Annotated in this window: 20 protein-coding genes and 1 other annotated feature; of the genes, 5 read left to right on the top strand and 15 right to left on the bottom strand. The window is 42.9% G+C overall.

Annotated features, from left to right (window positions below; all coding sequences use genetic code 11):
* Window positions 1-66 precede the first annotated feature (66 nt).
* Window positions 67-696: a TetR/AcrR family transcriptional regulator gene (locus tag B9A22_RS00935; RefSeq protein WP_084573715.1), complete on the bottom strand. Its 630-nt coding sequence runs from the start codon at window positions 694-696 to the stop codon at window positions 67-69.
* 323 nt (window positions 697-1019) lie between these two features.
* On the bottom strand, window positions 1020-1394 hold the full coding sequence (locus tag B9A22_RS00930) for an OsmC family protein (protein ID WP_084573714.1): 375 nt from the start codon (window positions 1392-1394) through the stop codon (window positions 1020-1022).
* A gap of 413 nt (window positions 1395-1807) precedes the next feature.
* Between B9A22_RS00930 and B9A22_RS00925 the strand changes: the two genes are divergently transcribed.
* On the top strand, window positions 1808-2050 hold the full coding sequence (locus B9A22_RS00925) for a Nif11-like leader peptide family natural product precursor (protein WP_084573713.1): 243 nt from the start codon (window positions 1808-1810) through the stop codon (window positions 2048-2050).
* Between the two features lie 82 nt (window positions 2051-2132).
* Window positions 2133-2372 (top strand): Nif11-like leader peptide family natural product precursor, encoded by a 240-nt coding sequence (locus B9A22_RS00920; RefSeq protein ID WP_084573712.1) that lies wholly within the window; start codon window positions 2133-2135, stop codon window positions 2370-2372.
* A gap of 100 nt (window positions 2373-2472) precedes the next feature.
* On the opposite strand, the gene B9A22_RS00915 is transcribed toward B9A22_RS00920, so the two are convergent.
* Window positions 2473-3834 carry a radical SAM/SPASM domain-containing protein gene (locus B9A22_RS00915; RefSeq protein ID WP_084573711.1) on the bottom strand — a complete coding sequence of 454 codons (1362 nt, stop codon included), beginning with the start codon at window positions 3832-3834 and terminating at the stop codon, window positions 2473-2475.
* A 152-nt stretch (window positions 3835-3986) separates the two neighbouring features.
* Window positions 3987-4209, top strand: a binding site (T-box leader).
* A 50-nt stretch (window positions 4210-4259) separates the two neighbouring features.
* On the opposite strand from B9A22_RS00915, the gene pheA reads away from it, so the two are divergent.
* Entirely contained in the window at window positions 4260-5132 is an 873-nt protein-coding gene (pheA, locus tag B9A22_RS00910) for a prephenate dehydratase (protein WP_084573710.1), read from the top strand.
* Window positions 5133-5331: 199 nt separating this feature from the next.
* The gene (locus tag B9A22_RS26520; RefSeq protein ID WP_084573709.1) at window positions 5332-5481 is read left to right on the top strand and encodes a small acid-soluble spore protein P; all 150 of its coding nucleotides are present in this window, start codon (window positions 5332-5334) and stop codon (window positions 5479-5481) included.
* A 133-nt stretch (window positions 5482-5614) separates the two neighbouring features.
* Here B9A22_RS26520 and B9A22_RS00900 read toward each other — a convergent pair whose 3' ends face one another.
* The 7 genes from B9A22_RS00900 to B9A22_RS00870 all read right to left on the bottom strand — a co-directional run bounded on the left by B9A22_RS00900 (window position 5615) and on the right by B9A22_RS00870 (window position 13622).
* Window positions 5615-6517, bottom strand: a complete 903-nt coding sequence (locus B9A22_RS00900; protein ID WP_084573708.1) for an IS3 family transposase — start codon at window positions 6515-6517, stop codon at window positions 5615-5617.
* Window positions 6505-7188 (bottom strand): helix-turn-helix domain-containing protein, encoded by a 684-nt coding sequence (locus B9A22_RS00895; RefSeq protein WP_084573707.1) that lies wholly within the window; start codon window positions 7186-7188, stop codon window positions 6505-6507. Before B9A22_RS00895 ends, B9A22_RS00900 begins: the two co-directional genes overlap by 13 nt.
* 142 nt (window positions 7189-7330) lie before the next feature.
* The gene (locus B9A22_RS00890; RefSeq protein WP_084573706.1) at window positions 7331-7768 is read right to left on the bottom strand and encodes a GNAT family N-acetyltransferase; all 438 of its coding nucleotides are present in this window, start codon (window positions 7766-7768) and stop codon (window positions 7331-7333) included.
* A gap of 930 nt (window positions 7769-8698) precedes the next feature.
* Window positions 8699-10639 carry an aconitate hydratase gene (locus B9A22_RS00885; protein ID WP_084573705.1) on the bottom strand — a complete coding sequence of 647 codons (1941 nt, stop codon included), beginning with the start codon at window positions 10637-10639 and terminating at the stop codon, window positions 8699-8701.
* 98 nt (window positions 10640-10737) lie between these two features.
* The gene (leuB, locus tag B9A22_RS00880) at window positions 10738-11811 is read right to left on the bottom strand and encodes a 3-isopropylmalate dehydrogenase (RefSeq protein ID WP_084573704.1); all 1074 of its coding nucleotides are present in this window, start codon (window positions 11809-11811) and stop codon (window positions 10738-10740) included.
* A 25-nt stretch (window positions 11812-11836) separates the two neighbouring features.
* Window positions 11837-12352 (bottom strand): LeuD/DmdB family oxidoreductase small subunit, encoded by a 516-nt coding sequence (locus tag B9A22_RS00875; protein WP_084573703.1) that lies wholly within the window; start codon window positions 12350-12352, stop codon window positions 11837-11839.
* Window positions 12353-12368: 16 nt separating this feature from the next.
* The gene (locus tag B9A22_RS00870) at window positions 12369-13622 is read right to left on the bottom strand and encodes a 3-isopropylmalate dehydratase large subunit (protein ID WP_217805836.1); all 1254 of its coding nucleotides are present in this window, start codon (window positions 13620-13622) and stop codon (window positions 12369-12371) included.
* A gap of 179 nt (window positions 13623-13801) precedes the next feature.
* On the opposite strand from B9A22_RS00870, the gene B9A22_RS00865 reads away from it, so the two are divergent.
* On the top strand, window positions 13802-15670 hold the full coding sequence (locus tag B9A22_RS00865; protein WP_176215334.1) for a sigma 54-interacting transcriptional regulator: 1869 nt from the start codon (window positions 13802-13804) through the stop codon (window positions 15668-15670).
* 401 nt (window positions 15671-16071) lie between these two features.
* Here B9A22_RS00865 and B9A22_RS00855 read toward each other — a convergent pair whose 3' ends face one another.
* The 5 genes from B9A22_RS00855 to B9A22_RS00835 all read right to left on the bottom strand — a co-directional run bounded on the left by B9A22_RS00855 (window position 16072) and on the right by B9A22_RS00835 (window position 20240).
* Entirely contained in the window at window positions 16072-16329 is a 258-nt protein-coding gene (locus tag B9A22_RS00855; protein ID WP_084573700.1) for a methyl-accepting chemotaxis domain-containing protein, read from the bottom strand.
* 51 nt (window positions 16330-16380) lie between these two features.
* Window positions 16381-17082, bottom strand: coding sequence for a B3/B4 domain-containing protein (locus tag B9A22_RS00850; RefSeq protein ID WP_084573699.1), 702 nt, complete (start codon window positions 17080-17082; stop codon window positions 16381-16383).
* A 308-nt stretch (window positions 17083-17390) separates the two neighbouring features.
* On the bottom strand, window positions 17391-18227 hold the full coding sequence (locus B9A22_RS00845; RefSeq protein WP_084573698.1) for a methyl-accepting chemotaxis protein: 837 nt from the start codon (window positions 18225-18227) through the stop codon (window positions 17391-17393).
* A 93-nt stretch (window positions 18228-18320) separates the two neighbouring features.
* Window positions 18321-19463, bottom strand: a complete 1143-nt coding sequence (locus tag B9A22_RS00840) for an MFS transporter (RefSeq protein WP_281252324.1) — start codon at window positions 19461-19463, stop codon at window positions 18321-18323.
* Between the two features lie 216 nt (window positions 19464-19679).
* Entirely contained in the window at window positions 19680-20240 is a 561-nt protein-coding gene (locus B9A22_RS00835; RefSeq protein ID WP_084573696.1) for a 2-oxoacid:ferredoxin oxidoreductase subunit gamma family protein, read from the bottom strand.
* Window positions 20241-20245: the final 5 nt, after the last annotated feature.

Below are 20245 nucleotides of genomic sequence, written 5' to 3'. Positions count from 1 at the left end.
GACTCTGTTCAATTAATTAACAAAAAAGACTCCTTCAGATTCTCTGAAGGTGATTTTCGTTCGCTATTACAATTCGTTGTTTATAACAATATGTATAGTATCCTTCTCCACTCCTAATGCAGTTTCAATAAGATCTTCTGCCAATTCAAATTGATACCGAAGTAGTTCTGCAGGCACTTTTTTGTAAATTGCCTCAATCAAAGAATCAAGTATGGATAGAACTATATTTACTACGGCTTGTGGATGGGCCGCATTAAAATAGTGTTCCCGGTTTCCTTCCTCGATAATTTCCAGCAATAATGGTGAAAATAACTGGTCTCCTTGCCGGGCTAGCTTATCTAAGATATGTATTGTTCGATCATTATAAAGGAATTCAAATACCAAACCATCATCTCGATACAATGATTGAAATAAAGTCTGTATTGCCACTTGCATCTTATTGTGCGAAGAGATATTACTGGAATGAATCAGTATCTTGATTTGCGACATAATGTCAGACAGAACCCGGTTAATTAAAGCTTCTAATAATTCTTCTTTGGATTTAAAATAGTAATAAATTGTCCCCTGGGCAACTCCCATCTTTTGGGCGATGTCACTAATTGCCGTTTCGTGATAACCCTTTGAATAAAACAATGGTTCAGCAGCATTTAAAATTTCAGTGATGCGTATTTGGGGATCTTGTGACGGTCTAGCCATTGTTATCACCTCATTAATTGACTCAATTCAAATTATATGATATTGAAGCGAAAATCGTCAATATATATTTTTCAAATATATAGAAACAAAATCAAAGTCACACTGGCCAGCGCCACGGAGAAGGATCCTAAATTTTTATTGCACAATGGCGAATACCTAAATTTATGACCGCTAATAGCCATTACGACAAATGCCCTACAGTTCATTATTTCTGAACTGTAGGGCATAATTACATACCTTGACGTAGTTATTTCTAGTCATTATTCTTATATAATACATCTCAGAAACAAAGGGACGAGAACCATCCCTTCGTTTCCTTTTTTTTATTTCATTTCAATTTTTTTAAACTCAATTTCGCGGTGCGTCAGAAGCTTCCGCATCATGCAGCCATTTATTGCATCGCCAATCATGTCCTGGGTCTTGTCGTCCAAGTTCCCCTGAAAGGAATAATCATACTCAAAAATGAGCTTACCTTCTTCGCTCCAATTCATCCGTACGGTAGTCTGAACATCGCTTAGTTTAATCCCCGCTCGTGCCCTCGCAGTAATATTCATACATGCCGCTACTGCCGCTTCCATCAACTCAAATGGTTGAACGTGTTGGCCTGTTCCTCCATTTCTCTCGGATGTATCCACGATTATCTTTTTGTCAGCATCCGTGCATTGAAAATTCACATCCATGCTCCTAAGCCTCATCATGATTTTCTTCCTCCTCCCAGTTTCCGGGATCCATAGTTTGAAATATTCTTTTCACTTCGACGCTAGGTCAAAAATACCTGTAAAATTATGCAAATTCGAGTAAAGCATTAAAACTGCGATTTATTGCCTTTCTTGGCACTTACGTAATCTGCATTACGCAAAAACAAACCTCGTCAGCCGTTTTAGTCCAGCGAACGAGGCTTACCATGTGTTTGGTCATTTTAAGTGGGATTTACATGATAGAGACGATCCGTGACCCTGCAAATCCCGTTTTAGGGCGTGGCAAAGCGCGACAGCAAGAACCGTCTCTCGTCGCACTAGCATAATCTTTAAGTAAACTTTAACCAATTTTCAAATAATTCATGCTATACTTACTACAAGATTTCATCAATAATGATTGGAGGAGAAGAAAAATGAGTATTGAATCTGCAAAAGCTTTTGCGGAAACAATGAAGACTGATCAGGAGTTTGCCAATAAAATCAATAAGTTTAAAAACTTGGAAGAGGCTAAGGAATTTATTAAAGAGGCCGGTTTTGATTTTACACTGGAAGAATTCAATGAGCTAAGCAAAGAGCTTATGGATAATGAGTTAGAAAGTGTGACCGGAGGGGCGCATGGTGATAATTGTGGATGGAACCCGATGTATCATCATTAAGTGAAAAATGTTAGGGCACACGAAACAAGCTATCCTTTTTCGGTAGAAGATATTGAAATAAAAAAATGGGAGGACAAGCAAAATGAGTATTGAATCTGCCAGAGCCTTTATGGAGCGAATGAAGACTGATCAGGATTTGGCTACTAAAATCAGGGAGTTTAACAATTTAGAAGATGTTAAGGAGTTCATTAAAAAAGCCGGTTTTGATTTTACACGTGAAGAGCTTAATGAGATAAGAGGAGAGCTTACAGAACAGGAGTTGGATAATGTGGCCGGTGGGCGATATAATAATGTGTGCGAGGAGTGGTATAGCGGCTGGTGATGGTACCATAGGGTAAACAGCACAAACTATCTATTAGGTAATTACTTTAACCCGGCTGCTCAGAGAACAGCCGGGTTAAAGCCTTTAAGAGGCATTGGGTTTATTTGCAATTTTTACGATAGTTTTCTCTGTGCAATTCCGCAAAACGATCACGGTACTTGCTTTTATATATCTCACAAAATTGCGGATCTTTGGATAGTAAGTTGCCCGTAGCCGAAACGGCCATAGCCCGGCAGCCGCCACCGCAGTGTTTGAATTCGGAGCAGTCGGCGCACTCGCTGTTGTGAGCCAATATCTCGCTTTTTTTAATATCAATAATCGTGCGTAATGTGGATTCTAACCATATCTTGGCGAAAGTTTCTCTCAGCAGGTTCGGCATCTGTTCGTATACAATCGTATCCGTATAGCCCGGACAGGGCATGACCGTACCGTCGGGCAGGAGCGAACAACTACTCCTACAGGACGTACAATCGTAGCTATCCGGACTATATCTGTCTTGGACTTCATTGTCTCCCAAGCTATTGAACCCAGGCATTCGCAGCTGAAAGGGTCTGCCATCCGCCGACCAGCAGGCCGAAATCGGCGCACAGGCTAACAGCACTTCTTCCAAAGTCAACCCGGTGACGTTTTGCCGCCAATTACCCATCTCTTGGGGAGGTGCAACTCGCCAGGACTGAATATTAAGCTCTTTCATCAGAGCATATGTTTCGGCCAGCGAGCTAACATTGATCCGGTCAATGCTGGTGGCTACGGTGACAAGGAAACCTTGCTCTCGTAAGCGCCGGATGGCCTCTATGGTAGCCCGTTCTATCCCCGTAACCCCGCGCATATCATCATGAGTGCCGCAGCCGTCAAAGCTAATCTGAATACTGGGTGAGAAACCCAGCTTTTTTATACCCTGCAGCACTTCGTCCGAAATCAGGATGCCGTTAGAATATATGCGCGACACGGCTATCTGCTTTTCTGCCAACGCTGCCATGATATCCGGCAAATCCCGGCGCATAAAGGGTTCACCGCCGGATAGCTCTACTAGATGGACATTGGCCGCGGCCAATTGATCGATGATTCGCAGAATGTCCGGCAGGGGAAGTTCCTCATAACGTGCGTCGGGAGATTCCATATAGCAGTGGCGGCATTTCAGGTTGCACCGTCCGGTGATGGACCAATGAACAGAGCGCACATAGGGATTGTCCGCTTTGCGGAACTGTTGGTACGGTTGTAGTCCTTCTCCTAGGCTGCACTCTTCGGCTATTCCCTCCCTAATCAGTTTATCTAGGAGTAGATTCTGTTGCCAAACGCCGGCGATATTATGGAAATCCGTCTGACCGTCACAGGCTCTAGCAGTGAGGAACAACTGCTCCGATAATTCGCGGCAATCACCGTTCATCCAATTAAGCAATGTCCAGGGCTCATCCGTCCACCCCCTGAGCAACCATTGTTTTTTCAGTTTTGCGTATCGCATACGTTCATCTTCTCCTTCTCGAAGCGCTATTGTCAGTATAGCACTTATCACCCAGGAATTTTTTAAAGATTACTTAAAATTGCAAACAGTCTTCCATAGACAGTTGACGTTTGTTTCTATTTGCTTTATAATATCAAATAATTACCATACTAAAAATAGTAATGATGAAAGAAAGTACTTGTCGATTGTCATACAGAGAGCTAGTGGCTGGTGCGAACTAGTTGGCTACGGCAATGAAGTTCCTTTCTGAACTGCAGGCTGAAACATCAGTAGGCTGCGCCGTAATGCTACGTTACAGCTGCTGAGTGCATGATTTTGAAGAAATAATCTTGATACATGCAATATGGGTGGTACCGCGGTTATGTCGTCCCTAACTTAGGGGCGATTTTTTATTTCCATTTATCTATATAAGGAGTTGATTTGTAGTGAGAAGAAAGCTGTTAACCCTTTCAGTGCTGGTTTTATTACTGCTGGTAACCAGCACTACGTTCGCCAGTGTAAGCTACCTGGGTCCTGCGGGAACGTACACTGAAGAGGCGACCATTCTCTTTTTCGGTGAGAAAGAATCCATCACTCCGGTGAAAACTGTACCCGAAGCGTTAAACCTTGTTAAAAGCGGGCAGTGCCAGTATGCGGTAGTGCCAGTAGAGAACACAATTGGGGGACCAGTCTACAACTATCTGGACGCTGTCGTTAATGACGCCGATTTAGTTGTCATTGGTGAAATAAACCTACCAATTCGCCAGACATTGCTTGCCCTGCCAGGCACTAATCTCAAAGAAATAAAAACAATTATGTCCCACCCTCAGGGTATTGCCCAAAGCCAAGACTGGTTAAAAGCCAACCTGCCTGCGGCTAAACTTATTGAGGCTTCAAGTACTGCGGAAGCGGCAAAACGCGTATCTGAGCTGGGGGATACTACCATGGCAGCAATCGCTGCTTCCCGTACGGCGCAGGTATATAATTTGGCCATCCTTGCAAACGATCTTCAGTATACCCATGATAATGTCACCCGTTTCTGGGTAGTTACTTTAAAACAAAATCAGGTTCAAGGAAACCAGCGCTCAGCCTTAGTCGCCCTGGGTCCAGCCCAAAGCCTGCCTTCCCTTCTTTCCGATATCCACCGCAAAGGATTTAAAATTGTCAGCGTACATGACAGGCCTGCTAAAACCATCCTCGGAAAGTACTTATATGTGATTGAGCTAACGGGGGGCAAGACTGACGAATTGCTTAAAATAAGCAAAAATCACGAAAAAAATCTTAAGATCAGAATACTCGGAGCATTTGATACCAAATAATCTCTAAAAGGTGCAGGCAAAACTCAGCATCCATGAAACTTGTCATGTATTCTTGCGTTGGAGAAAAAGTACAATTAACCTCGAATCTTCCACGGATAAAAACAATTAAGGCGCCGTACGCTATGTAATAAGACGCAAGCGATGGACAATCGCAAGCTCTAAAAAATTCATAGCAAACCTATAAATCGGAGGAGATAACATGACTAAGCCCGAAGCTTACCCTGTAGATCCGCCAAATGCACCTAGGCGTACAAAGAACAATGACAACAATATACCTGAACCACTTTCAGGATCTAAAAAAGTAAAAAATCAAGGTCACACTGGCCAGCGCCACGGAGAAGGATCCTAAATTTTTGACCAATAATAGCCATTACAACAAATGCCCTACAGTTCATCATTTTGAAGTGCCCCCCGTCAAGTAGACAGTGGAAAAAAATAAAAGTTTATGATGTCAATCTTTGAATAAAGGTTGGCATCATTTTTTATGCAGCTATGTTGAAAAGATGCTGTCTGTATTCTAATGGTGTCATACAGTTAAGTCTCTTTTGATATCGATGGCTGTTGTAGTAATCTATGTACTCAATGACCGCAGCTTCCAGTTCATCGTATGAACTAAATTTTTTGAGATAGTACATCTCTGACTTCAGCATTCCCCAGAATGCTTCCATAGGTCCGTTGTCTATACATCGCGCGACCCTGGACATGCTTTGTGTCATTTCTGCATCTAGGAGCTTTTTCTGAAAGCTCCTACTTGTATACTGGAATCCACGGTCACTGTGGAAGAGAGGAATTACATCAGGATGTTCTTCACGTGCCATGTCAAAGGTCTTAAAAACAAGTTCATTATTATTCGAATGTCCAAGCACAAAAGCGACAATACTGTTATCTCCTAGATCCAATATTGCGCTTAAATATGCTTTTCTATCAAGACCATACTTCATTTCTGTAACATCAGTAAGCCACTTTTCTCCAAATTGATTTGCTGAAAAATCTCTATTCAAGATATTTTCGGCGGTAATTTCAGGCGTGGACTGGACGTAGCTTTTTCTTTTTCTTCGGCATACAGACCTAAGGTTTAAGATTCTCATAAGTCTATAAATCCTCTTATGATTAACCTTAAGGTTGTGTTCACGGTTCAGTTTAATAGCCATTTGACGGTATCCAAGAATACCATTGCGTTCCTGATAGGCGTCTTTGACTAGTTTGAGCAGTTCTTTATTTATCTGCTCGTTAGCATTCTCTTTTCGGTTCAGCCACTTGTAATAAGATGACCTCTGTATACCTGCAATTTCACAGAGCTTCTGTATTGGGTAGGCGCCTGTATCATGAAGCTCTCGGATTGCAAGATAGATAGTTTCATATTTTACCTGGCTTAGAACCGCCACCTTTCTATTTCCTCGAGCTTTTTTAAAAAGTCTATTTCCATTTGCTGTCTCTTGTTTTTTGCTTCAAGAAGTTTATTCTCAGATCTTAGTTTCTCGATCTCGGACATTTTGTCCACGGACTTTCTTTTACCACGGTTGTCTTGTAATGCATCTACTCCATCATTTTCATATTTGGTTGTCCAACTGTAGACCTGCTGATAAGACATCTGATACTTTTGTGCAGTTTCAGCATAGTTGTTTTGGTGTTCAATACAATATTTAACGATTTCAACTCGTTCCTCATAAGTCGTCTTGCGACCTTTAGTCATGATTGGTACGCCTCCCGTTCCGGAAGATTTCAGCTTCTCGTGACCATTATACTTGGAAATCCAGTTTCGTAGTTGACGGGTTGACTTTATTCCGTATTTTTTACATATTTCCATGTGAGAACCAGCACCAGACAGGTAATCCTCGACAGCATAAGTCTTTAATTCTTCTGTATAAGCGGTATTCTTACCTGTATTAAGCAGGCCATTTGCTCCTAAAGATTGATAAGTTTGAAGCCATTGGTAAACAGATGGATAGGCAACTCCTAACAGAGTGGCTAGATGATTAAGTGAATCTTCCCCTCGGAGATATGTCTCGATAGCTGCTGCCTTTTCTAACCCTGATATTTTCGCTTTATGGGACATAAAAGAGCTCCTCCTTATGGTAAACAGTTTTATTATTTAAACTGTCTACCACAAGGGGAGCATATCATTTCAGAACTGTAGGGCATAATTACATTATTGACGTAGTTATATATAGGTAAGCCTGAGCCCCCTCCCACGACCCTCAAGTAATATCTTTTGAAAACAAGTATGCCCTTTTGACATAACTGTTCTTTTCATAAAACTTATGGGCTGCTTCCCTGTGAAAACCTGAATCCAGTTCAATTTTTTTGCAGCCTTGTACACCGGCAATACTATAAGCTTCATTCAACAGCCGAGTTCCAATTCCCTGACCTTTTAGAACCTCATCAACCACCATTGCATAAATATATGCAATACGTCCCTCTTGCCAAAAGCTATTCATAAAAGCTATTGCACAAAACCCGATAACTTTGCCATCGTATACTGCACATATATACTTGTCATTATTCCCCTCCAATCCTCGGGAATACACCGTGAACATATCTTCTTTATATAACTGCTTATCAGGCCAAAGTTGTTTAAATAATGAAAATACCCCATCAAAATCTTCCCTGTTTACTTCTCTTATTTGTATATCCATATATCTCTTCCTCCTCAAATCTGATAAACGCTATATTAATACTACTTCTCTCTAGAAATACGACTTAAAGTGACGGTTCTTTTGATTTGAGTAAAAATAAGCATTTTTATATATATTAACTATATAAAATAAAAACTCCTACCAGCTCAATACATAATTTGGTAGGAGTTTTTGACGTTACCAATGGTACTCTTCCCCTCTATAAATCTTAAGCGGTCTACAAACTACTATACTGTTAAAAACTTAGATCAACATATATTCCTTGTTTTTCTATTTTTTCCCTACTGATAGGCGCAAGAATATCTTATGATAACGCCTTCTGCAGACTCATGGCAACTCTCGCTAGCAACTCGGACCAATTACCGGCTTCACGTTGACGAAACAAGCGCATGGAAGGATACCAAGGACTGTCTTCACGATCCAAAAACCAGCGCCAATCGGAGTTAACATCAAGCAATAAGCAGGGTAAAGCTTGTAAGGAACAGAAATAATCATGCGGTTTCGACCAAGCTTCCTTTTCACTGCCTAGGATCAACTGAGGATATTGAACCGCTATTAAACGTTGTAATGGTTCCTGAACCCAAAGAGAGGTGTGCGCTGCAAGCGCTGCCACCATAGGCGTGTACCGAACAAATTGCAACGCATCGCATAGTGGGTTAAGTTGCCCCTGAGATGAGAGATATCCTGCGAAACATAGGATATTTTAAGCTGACTTGCTTTTCTGAAAGTGCCTGTATAAGTGATAGTTTCTCTGCAAATCAGCTTAAGCGCTGCTACTAAAAATCCTGTATCGCATGAAATATGCTGCAGGATTTCTTTATGAAAAAACAGCCTATCCGTCCGATGAGACTCAACGAAATCTGCGATCGAATGGAATAGACTGTATTTCGTATTGCGGTTTACTTTAATGGCCGATAAGCTACACCGCGCTTATTTTAGTTTATTTTTTAAGTAGTTTACAGCTCCACCCTCTTTTAACACCCGTTTGTCATAATCGGAAAGTTCTAAACTTGTTACAAACTCTATGTCTTTATTCACTACTTTTACCGTTACTTCACCTTTATCGACTTGTGCATATACGTCATGAATGGCAAATACATCATCCATGTCAATCTTTTCATAATCCTCTTTATTCTTAAATACCAGCGGCAGGATTCCGTAATTAATTAAGTTCTCTTTGTGAATTCTGGCATAGGATTTGGCCAATACCGCTTCAACACCAAGGAACATTGGCAATAATGCGGCATGTTCCCGGCTGGAGCCTTGTCCATAGTTATCTCCGCCAATGATTACGGAATGCTTCAATTCCTTAGCTCTTTCCACAAAAGTTGGATCTGTATAGCAAAAAGTAAATTCAGCAAATTTAGGGATGTTGGCAATATATTTTAAGATGTTTGAGCCCCCTGGAATAATATCATCAGTAGTAATGTTATCGCCTAATTTTAGCACGACTGTAGCATTGATAGCCTCGTTTAACGCGCCTCTTTCCGGCAGAGGTACGATATTTTCCCCTCTGATGATTTCAACATTTTTATAATCTTCTACATCATTTGGAGTAATGATCATACTGTCATCAATTTTATAAACTGCCGGTTCTTCACAGCCTTGTAATATTTCCACAGCAAAAATATCGCGAGGGTCGGTAATTTTTCCTGTAATAGCCGTAGCTGCCGCCGTCTCCGGGCTAACCAGATACACAGAGGCATCGGTGGTGCTGCTCCTGCCCGGGAAGTTACGGTTTGAAGTTCTGACAGCAACGCCTTTCCCGGGAGGTGCCTGACCGATACCGATACAGGGTCCGCAAGCACATTCAAGGATTCTTGCACCTGCTTCTACCAAGTCTTTCAATACACCATCCTCAATAAGCTGTTCCAAGACCTGTTTGGATCCTGGCCCCACTGTCAAATCAATCTCTTTGTGAACTTTTCTGCCTTTTAATATTTTTGCCGCTTTCACAATATCTGAGTAGGAAGCGTTGGTACAGCTGCCGATGAACACCGAACCGGCTTTAATATCATTGACCTCTCTTGCTCTTACCACTAAATCGGGCATATGGGGTTTTGCCACCAAAGGTTCAAGCTGGCTAAGATTGATTTCCAGCACTTTATCATATTCCGCATCAACATCAGGTAATAATTCAATCCAATCTTCTTCCCGGCCTTGAGCCTTTAAAAAAGCGCGGGTAACTTCGTCACTGGGGAAAATTCCGGTAGTTGCCCCCATCTCAATACTCATATTGGCGATGGTCGCTCGTTGCGGCACCGAAAGATTTTTTATGCCGTCGCCGGTGAATTCGATAATATAGCCAATTCCGCCTTTTACCGAAAGAATTCGTAAGGCTTCTAAGGTAACATCTTTTGCTGAAACTCCTGGCTGAAGTTTTCCGGTTAATTTAATGTTTAATACTTTGGGGGTTGTCAGCCGGAAGCCTTCACCCAGCATACTCTTGGCGACACTTAGCCCCCCGCTGCCAATAGCAATCATCCCTAAGGCCCCTGAGGTTGGTGTGTGGCTGTCTGCACCCAGCATTATCTGACCTGGTCTAGCAAATCTTTGACAATGCAGAAAGTGACAAATACCATTACCTGGTTTTGAATAATATATCCCGAATCTTTGGGCAGCTGTTCTCATATACAAATGGTCATCAGAGTTTTCCGTCGAAGTTGCAATGGTATTATGATCGCAATAAATAATCGACGGGTTGGTGCTAACCTTGTCCGCTTGAACGCTTTCTAAGATTTGCGTCCCCATAATTCCCGTTAAATCAGACCATAAGGTTTGATCTACTTTAATGGTAATCTGTTCCTTGGCCGACAAATTTCCCTCTAGCAAATGACTGCTGAGGATTTTTTTCGTAATGCTTAAGCCCATAGATGCTTCTCCCTTGCTATCAATTTATCTCAGAACGTATTTCCCCAGATAACTATCCTCCGAACTGCTTATAAACAATTCCTAACTTTTGTTCGAACTTATGCAATTCTTTCAGCCGTCAGAGTGCCCATTTCCACAGTTGTTACTTTTGTTGTTCCGTCTGTATAGATGTCAGGCGTTCGATATCCGTCACGCAAAACTTGATTGATCGCCCTGTCAATAGCTGCCGCTTCTTGGGGAAGGCCTAGAGCAATCTCCAACATCATTGCTACTGACGCTATCGTTGCTAACGGATTGGCAATACCCTTCCCTGCAATGTCGGGAGCTGTACCATGAATCGGCTCATAGAGTCCAAAACCGCTTTCATTCAAACTGGCAGATGCCAGCATACCTACAGAACCAGTAGCTACTCCTGCTTCATCAGACAAAATATCGCCGAATATACTGGTTGTCAGAATAACATCAAAAACACTGGGATTGCATGCTAACTCCATTGCCGCTTTATCGACCAACATATGCTTGAGTTCTACTTCTGGGTACTCTTTCGCGACCTCAATAACAGTATCCCGCCAAAGCTTAGAAGTCTCTAACGCATTGGCTTTGTCTACACTGATAACTCGTTTCTTTCTTTGCATAGCAATTTCAAAAGCTTTTTTAGCCACTCTTGTTATTTCCATTACGCTGTAACATTCCATGTCATACGCTTCTAATCCGTACTTCCCTTCACGACGGCCCTTTTCATTAAAATAGATACCGCCGGTTAAGTCTCGAATCAGCATTAAATCGAGCCCTTTTTCAATCACCCGATTCTTTAACGGTGAGTTTTCTTTAAGGTCTTCGTATATTTTTGCCGGCCTTAAATTGGCAAACAGCCCAAATTCACGCCGTAATCTAGCCAAACCTCTTTCCGGTCTTTGTTCTCTGGGAAGCGCGTCCCATTTAGGTCCGCCCACTGCGCCAAACAATATGGCATTACAACTTTTACAAATCTCAATTGATTCGTCGAGTAGAGGCGTGCCATGCGCATCGATACAAGAACCTCCGGCTAAAATATGTTCATACTTAAAAGTATGTCCATACACCTCTCCTATACGGTTTAACACCTTCACTCCTTCTTGTACTACATCTACGCCAATTCCGTCTCCAGGTATAATTGCAATTTTAAAATCCATTTTTATATCTCCTCCAAATTTTTTGCTATCTTTCCGGCAATTCCCCTAACACCCTCTTACGCATCAGCGGTTTGATCCCGCCTTCCTTATACATGCTCATTACAAAATCACTGGGACCTTCCCCCTGATGGATCACACCGGTTGCAAATTCGCGAATGGTACCTGCCGCCAGGTCAATTTCGATTTCTTCACCTTCTTTGATGGAGTCCGGCAAGGTTTGGCAAAATATTACCGGCAAACCCAAGTTAACCGAATTGCGGTACCAGATGCGTGCTGCGGATTTAAGAACTATCGCTTGAACTCCTGATTCTTTTAGAACGATAACTGCATACTCCCGGCTTGAGCCGCAGCCAAAATTGCTACCTGCCACAAAAATATTTCCAACTGTTCGAAACCGTTCCCGCAGTGTCCTGTCGGCACCTTCCAGACAGTGTTCGGCCATTTCTTTCATATCTTTGATATACCCGTATGGCCCGGGGATAATTTGGTCAGTGCTGATATTATCGTGGTTATAAACAACTACTTTTCCTGAAATTTTCATATTGTATCCCTCCAAATTATACCCTGTTAGGACAGGTTAATTTTCCAGCCACTGCTGTGGCCGCTGCAGTCAGAGGCGAAGTCAAATAGACCTCTGCTTCGAGACTGCCCCCCATGCGCCCGGGGAAATTACGATTGGCTGTGGACACACACCGTTCATGCGCCGCGATAATGCCGCCCAGCAGCCCCGAACAAGCCCCGCAACCCGGCGAGGTTATGGTGGCCCCGGCATCAATCAGTATCTGGTAATAACCTTTTTCAATTGATTTTTTAAGAATTTCCTTAGTCGCCATCGTTACAACCAGGCGGGTAGACGGGGGAACTTTCTTGCCGTTAAGAACCTTAGCAGCAATTTCGATATCAAAAAGTTTACCGCCGGTACAGGAACCAATGAATACCTGATTGATAGGAATACCTTCCACATCCTCTACATTCCGTGAGTTATCAACGCTGTGCGGAACTGCAACCTGCGGTTTCAGACCAGTCAAATCAAACTCATATTCCTTCTCATATTGAAAGCCAGCGTCGGATTGGTGGATGGTAAATGGATCGTCTGTCCGGCTTTTCACATCATCAATAGTGGTTTTATCCGGTTTAATATAAGTGGCTTTGGCTCCCATCTCGGTGGCCATAACAGTGAGCACCGTACGCTCTTCCATCGAAAGAGCTTCAACGACTGCCCCGGAAAATTCAATTACCTTGTAAGTACCAAACTCCGTACCCAGCTGCCCCAATACATATAAAGCAACATCTTTAGCCATAACACCATCCTGCAGCTTGCCATTTAGGCGCACATTGATGACTTCCGGTACCTTGAGCCAGGTAGCGCCATCCATTAAAACAGCAGCTATATCCGTGGCGCCAAGACCGGTGGCAAAAGCACCGTACGCGCCATGAATCGGAGTGTGCGAATCCGTGATAACAATAATGTTCCCCGGCTTTGCCAGCCCCCACTCTGGTAAAAGATTATGACCAATTCCTTCGTTGATATCGACGAGGCGACACCCCTGCTCCTTGGCAAACTCGCGGAACGTCTTATGAGCCCCGGCAACTTTCAAATCAGAAGCAGGCGCATTATGATCCAGGAATATATAAACCTTATTAGGATCCCATACTTTAGTACCCAGCATTTCTTGAAACGAATCCACAACAATTTGGTAAACATCATTTACTCCAACTAAGTCAATTTTCGCGGTAATGATTTCACCGGGACAAACTGTGTCTTTTCCAGCTGCCGCAGCCAGCATTTTGTGTACGGCGTGCATAGCCATTTTTCATCTCTCCTCTGCATTGCTTGATAGCTGTACGCAAAGTATTGTAAATGCAAAATTCATGCCAAGTCAGCAATCCAACAAATTCGTCGTATTTTCAGAATACAATATTGCAATTGTTGCAAATACGCGGCATAATTATAGCATCAATGTTGCGATATGTTGTGGAGGTGTTGCCGGTGGGTAAGATTGCTTTTTTGGCGCCACATGCCCCAATGGGGGCTTTTATCAAGGAAGTTATTGCCCCGTATGAGCGAATTCATGTGGAATACTGCCCCAGTTACGACCAAATGATTGATTTTGCCGCAAAATTAATCGAACAGGGGTATGAAATCATTATCGCCCGGGCCGGGACAGCTTCCCGGATCAAAAATTCCGATCTAAACGTCACAGTTGTTGAACTGCCTGTCACCGGCTTCGACATCATCCGCGCAGTGACAGCAGCCAAAACCTATGGTCCTAACATTGCCATTGTTGCGTTCGCAGCGATGGTGAAAGGAATTGATTGTCTCATACCCATCTTCGGTTCTTCTCTCAAGCAATATTTAACCGAACGCGATGATGCCGATGCCGAAACTATGGTTCTTGAGGCCATCCAGGATGGCGCGGACGTGGTGGTCGGCGGCGGACTTTTTTGTCAGGCTGCACAGAAGCACGAACTGCCTGCCGTATTTATCGAGAACGGCAAAGAGGCAATCTTACAAGCAGCTGAAGAGGCATTACGAATTGAAGCCGCCATTGAGACGGAAAAAATCAAACGAAGTTTGTTCGCAGCGGTGCTGGATTATGTCCACGACGGCATCATCACTGTGGATTGCCAGCAAAAAATTACAAGCATAAATATGCGGGCGCAGCAAGTCTTCAACCTATCGCCCACCAAAGCCTTAGGTCAAAACATTGGCGCCGTCTGGCCCGGACTTAACTTATCCGAGTTAATTAGAACCGAACAAGAGGACATTAGCAAGCTTCTGCAGGTGAAAGGCCTCAAGGTGATATGCAACAAGGTTCCGATCATAGTAAACAGCAACCTAACCGGAGCACTGGTGACCTTCCAGGAGATAAGCAAAATCCAGCAGACCGAAGCGCATATTCGTAAGGAACTTTATAACAAAGGCCATATCGCAAGAAAGAGTTTCGCGGATGTGTGGGGAACAAGCAGCAGTATCGCGCGGGCGATCACGCTGGCAAAAGAGTTTGCCGCCACCAATTCCAATATCCTAATCGTTGGCGAAACAGGTACAGGAAAAGAAGTTTTTGCCCAGAGCATCCATAATCATAGCCCCCGCTCTGCCGGGCCCTTTGTCGCGGTAAACTGCGCGGCACTACCGGCCCAGATACTCGAAAGCGAACTTTTCGGCTATGTCGGCGGAGCTTTTACCGGTGCCAATAAAGAGGGTAAACCCGGCCTATTCGAGTTGGCCCATGGCGGCACAATCTTTCTCGACGAGATTGCCGAAATGGACTATACAAACCAAAGCCGCCTCCTGCGCGTATTGCAAGAAAGGTCGGTTATGCGCCTTGGCAGCGACCGGGTCATTGCAGTTAATACCCGGGTTATCGCTGCTACCAACAAAGATCTTAAAGAACTGATCCGGACCAATAGGTTTCGGGAAGACCTCTTCTTTCGTCTCAATGTGCTAAAACTGGAACTGCCCCCACTGCGCGAACGCCAGCAGGACATACGGATCATTGCCGAAAACTTCATAAATAAATATGCATTGTCAGGCCGAACGCTGAAGCTTGATACGCAGGCGATGAAAGCATTGGAAAGCTACGGCTGGCCAGGCAATGTCCGGGAATTGCAGAATACCATTGAGCGGCTTATGGCATTCTGTCAAACAGAAGCAGTCCGCGCCTCCGATATCACAGCAGTATTGGAAAAATGGGATGTTCATCCGGTCAAGAATGCATTTTACGATGAGGAGATACAGGAGATCACCGATGCTTTGATCAAAGCCAAAGGAGTTCAAACCGTAGCTGCCAAATTACTCGGCATTGACCGGACAACCTTATGGCGCAAGATGCGTAAACTTGGCATTCAACTATAAAGAACCAGGAATCGGTTGCAAAATTCCAGGGAAACTTTACAAGCCACATATCGTTATGTAAATACACAAAAAACCAAGGATTCGATTCCTTGGTTTTTTATTATTGCTGTTAGCTTGAGAAAATCTGAATTGGAACATCAGTGATTTGGATTTCTACCGTCTTCTGCACGCCCATATTTTACTATTGTAATTTTGGATATATCAATTTCGCCCCGTTGTTTCAAAACACCATTTATTACTTGTCTTGCTCTTATTTCCGAGTCATACGCACATCGTATTCGGCAATGAGGAACCTTGAGAGGTTTACCATCATAATAGAGCACATATAATATTTCTTCCATTTAATACACCTCACCATATATATCCTTGTTTAAATAAAATCACCTGAACATGAAATTTTGCTATGGCTTCTTGCAAGTCACCAGCCAAATTAGCAAATTCTGACTAGCTGACGCAATTTCCTGCATTGCTGCCGACTGTTCTTCGGTTGCCGTTGAAACACTCTCAGCCTCTGCGGCATTCTCTTTACTAACTATGTCAATTTTTCGAATTGAAGACAGCAGCAACCTGTTGCCGGCAGCCATCTGATTGATTGATTCAGATATTTCCCCAATCTGTTCGGAAAGCTGCACTACCGAATCGACAATCTTTTTAAACATTTCTCCGGCAGAATTCGATGTTTTGTATTGCCTATACCGTCTGTAGTATCGTTAAAACTCAATGCATGTATTATTTATATCAACGATATATTTGTCGCAAGTTCCCTGAAATCTGTCAATAACTATATTTTCTATATCCTCCATCGCCTTGTTAAGCGCAGCTTTACTATCGTTGTCAAAGCCAACAAGTTGAAAGAAAATATCTTTACTATCAATTGTAGTTTTTCCCAATTCACTTTGCCGCCAAATCCACTTCCGGGTTTGAACTATATTCCCGCTCGTAAATACAAGCTCACCTTTATCTACATTTTCATATTCTGTAGCGCCAAAAGGAAGAAATATATCACCCTCTTTGCTAAAGCGAATTTCTAAATCCTCATGGATATCGTTTAAATCATGTGCCCCTAATGAAATAATCTGCTCTATTGACACTGCATTGCATAAATCAACCAGAGCATTAATCACAGGCAGCGCACCGCCCTTAAGAATCCTTTTATACATTGCTTCTACAGAAGGCGGAAACTTGTTTGGGTTAATACCCGCGTTGGTCATAACTTCTCTATATAAATAAACGTTGGGTAGCTCTCTCACCTGGTCAACCCTGTAGTTTTCACCCATCCTTTTTTCAGCTTTTCTTAACCGTCCTTCATCATCAAGCATTGTTTCCGAATTTTTTATGTTCTTACCTATTAATATGCCAAATTTAATGTTTGAATTAAGTTCAAAAACCGACGTATCTACAGAATATCGCATATAGAAACCTCCAATTAATTAGTGTATTAAATGGCATCGGTCGGATATAATCCCTCGTTACCACCCCCTTCTTCTTGCCTTCGGCAAGCTCGCGCACGCGGCGAGGCGATGGACGCCTCTAGAGCCTGGCAGGACATACTCCGCTCTCCGTAATGGACAGTGATTTTTTTATTCGACACTTCAAGCGCCGCCTGTTCACTTATGCGCTAGGCTAGCGGCGAATGCTTTCAGGATTGGTTGTAGTTTCATCCGCGACCGGATCAAACCCTTCCCCCATAGTTAGAAATCACCTAAAATTCCAGAGATAATTAACTTTGCGCATCTAATTTTTCCGCCATTACATTCAAACGTTGAGCCATTATGCTAAATTCTTGGATCGAAGTTGCCAAATAATTAATCGCGTCGGCAATCTGCCCAATTGCAACTTCGATATGGGAAATGTCTTGGAATGCCTGGCTGCTGTCCGCCTTTATCATGCCGATGATTCTAACTATCTCTTTTATAGATTCCGCACTGCTTGCAGACAACTTCCGGATTTCACCGGCGACTACGCCGAACCCGCGACCCGTTTCACCTACTCTTGCCGCTTCTATTGCCGCATTAAGTCCCAGCAGGTTTGTTTGACTGGCAATATCTCTGATCATCCCCATTATCCGATCAGTTTCATTCATTCTTTGTCCCGATTCTCTCATTGAATTACATACTTGATGGCTTACGGCGGCTATTTCTTGACTTTGAGCGGAAAGCTCTTCAGTTGTACTCGCCAAATCGCTAATACCCTTTGATAGACCACTTGCGATTTCCGTAAGAGTGTCGTACCTTTCGGTAGACTCGGCAATCGATATTGCGCCGATTATTCCTCCTCTATCATCAGATATCGGCGTGGCGCAAGCAATATAAGGTTTACCGTTTCTATCCCCTCTGATAAACACTTGGCGGCGTTCGTGCATAGCTTTAAATATGGCACTGCTTTCCCTAATAGGTGATCCGACTTCTACAGTGATAGACGCATCGCCGAAAGGTAGAGACATTAAATATTTTTCCCGGTCAGCCAAGGTAATGCCAATATCGTAAAACATAGCCTTTTTTATCAGCGGCAATACATTTAGATACTGTTGAAATCCTTCACTATACGCCTGAGCCATACTTGGTCACGTTCCTTTCATAATAAAACTTAAACAAGGGAGGCTTTCTCGATATATCGAAAGTATAATTTAAATGTTCGTCTCTAGTAAAGACTATCCATTATCAGTTACCATAAATTTATGCTGGCATACAATAATCCCCAATGCCACGAGCAGCATAACAGTAATCATTCCCACTACACCGGGCCAAGCATAACTACTCCAGAATGGGCCGCCTGCTGTTCCTACTACAACAGACCCCGCATAATAAAAAGTGAGATACCAGGCAGCTGCTTGAGCTTGGTCAAAGTTGGCGCATCGGCCTACCCAACTGCTGATTGTTGCATGATTAGCCGCAAACGCCGTTCCTAAAACAATCATACCTATCAATATACTTATAAATGATGTTGCCAATGTCATTACACACCCTATAACCATGACGATAATTCCCAGCGTTAAAATTGTTGCAGGAGTATACCGAACCATGAGGCGACCAACAATGGGGGCGAACATAATCCCTGGGATATTCAGAAGGAACAAGCTGCCTATTGCTGCTGGCGATAATTGATAGGGCTCAGCCATTAAATGGTAACTAATATAATTGAAAAATGCTACGAAACTACCCATAATCAAGAAGCCGCAGATGTATAAATAAAGCAGCCGACGTCCCTTGACGGCACACCGCAAGGATTCAAAGAGTCCTAATGTCTTGCCCGCTTCCCGGCCCCGATATTGGGAACGGGGCAATACTAAAATAAACCAAAATGCAGTAAATGCAGCAATTATGGATAAAACAATCATAGCAATCTGCCAGGAATACCAGGCGGTTAACCACCCTGCCATTAGCCTTCCCATCATTCCACCAATGGCAGTGCCACTTATATATATACCCATAAATGTGCCTGCTTGGTGAGGAAGAAACTCTTCACCTACATAAGCCATAGCATTTGCCGGAAAACCTGATAAGGCAACCCCCTGAATAGCTCGTATTACCATTAGGAATTCATAACTAGGACTGAAGGCTGCCGCTAACTCCAACATTGCCGCGCTTAATAATGCTCCGGCCATAATCACCTTACGTCCATACCGGACAGATATTAGCGGGACAACTTGCATTCCCAAAATCAACCCGGTAGTTGCTAATGACAATGATAAGCTTGCTAAAGTCGGCGATACATTAAAATACTCAGAGAATATTGGTAATAACGGTTGTGTACAATACATGAGAGAATAAGTGGTAAATCCGCCGAAAAACAATGCTATTACAGCTTGCCACTGCGCAACATTTCATTTTGTTCGAATAAACATTTCATTTTCATCCCTAACATTTTTTGTACTCCTTATACCAGCACAGCTCACAGTCTGAAGATGAAGCAACCCTTCCATGATTATGGAAGGGTTTGCTTCATCTTCTTTCAAAGATCGGAGAATGTAACTATACTAAGCTCATGCCCACTTCAATGGCCTTTAGGTTTAGCTCCACAAATTGTTCCTCTGAGCTCTTCCGATTTCAAGACCTTTTTCAAAAGCTGCTTTGTTTAACGGAAGTAACTTTGGTTTTTTGCCAAGTTTGTGTTCGATTGTTCCCCAAACAACTTCAGGAGAAACAACTTCAGTAAACCCTATATATACACCCAGCATGATAACATTAAGAACTTTTGCGTTTCCCAGCTCAAGAGCCAGTTCTGTTACTGGAGCAGAAACGACTTTAACATCTTTTCTGGTAACCTCTTTTTTAACGATTGAGTTGTTAATGAACAGTGTACCGCCTGCTTTTATGGTACCAATAAATCTATCTAACGATGGTTCGTTCATAACAATCAGATCATCCATAACGTCACCTAGAGGTGCTCCCACCATTTCGTCGGAGATAACAACGAAGCAATTTGCTGTACCGCCACGCTGCTCAGCTCCATATGAAGGGAAGAAAGTAACGTTTTTATCGGTAGAATCACAGGTTGCTTCAGCTAAGAATTTTCCAAGTGTCATAACACCCTGTCCGCCGAATCCGGCAACACACAAGTTTGTTTCCATATCTT

The sequence above is a fragment of the Sporomusa malonica genome (assembly GCF_900176355.1).
Taxonomy (GTDB): domain Bacteria; phylum Bacillota; class Negativicutes; order Sporomusales; family Sporomusaceae; genus Sporomusa; species Sporomusa malonica.
This window is presented reverse-complemented; position numbering and strand designations above follow the sequence as displayed.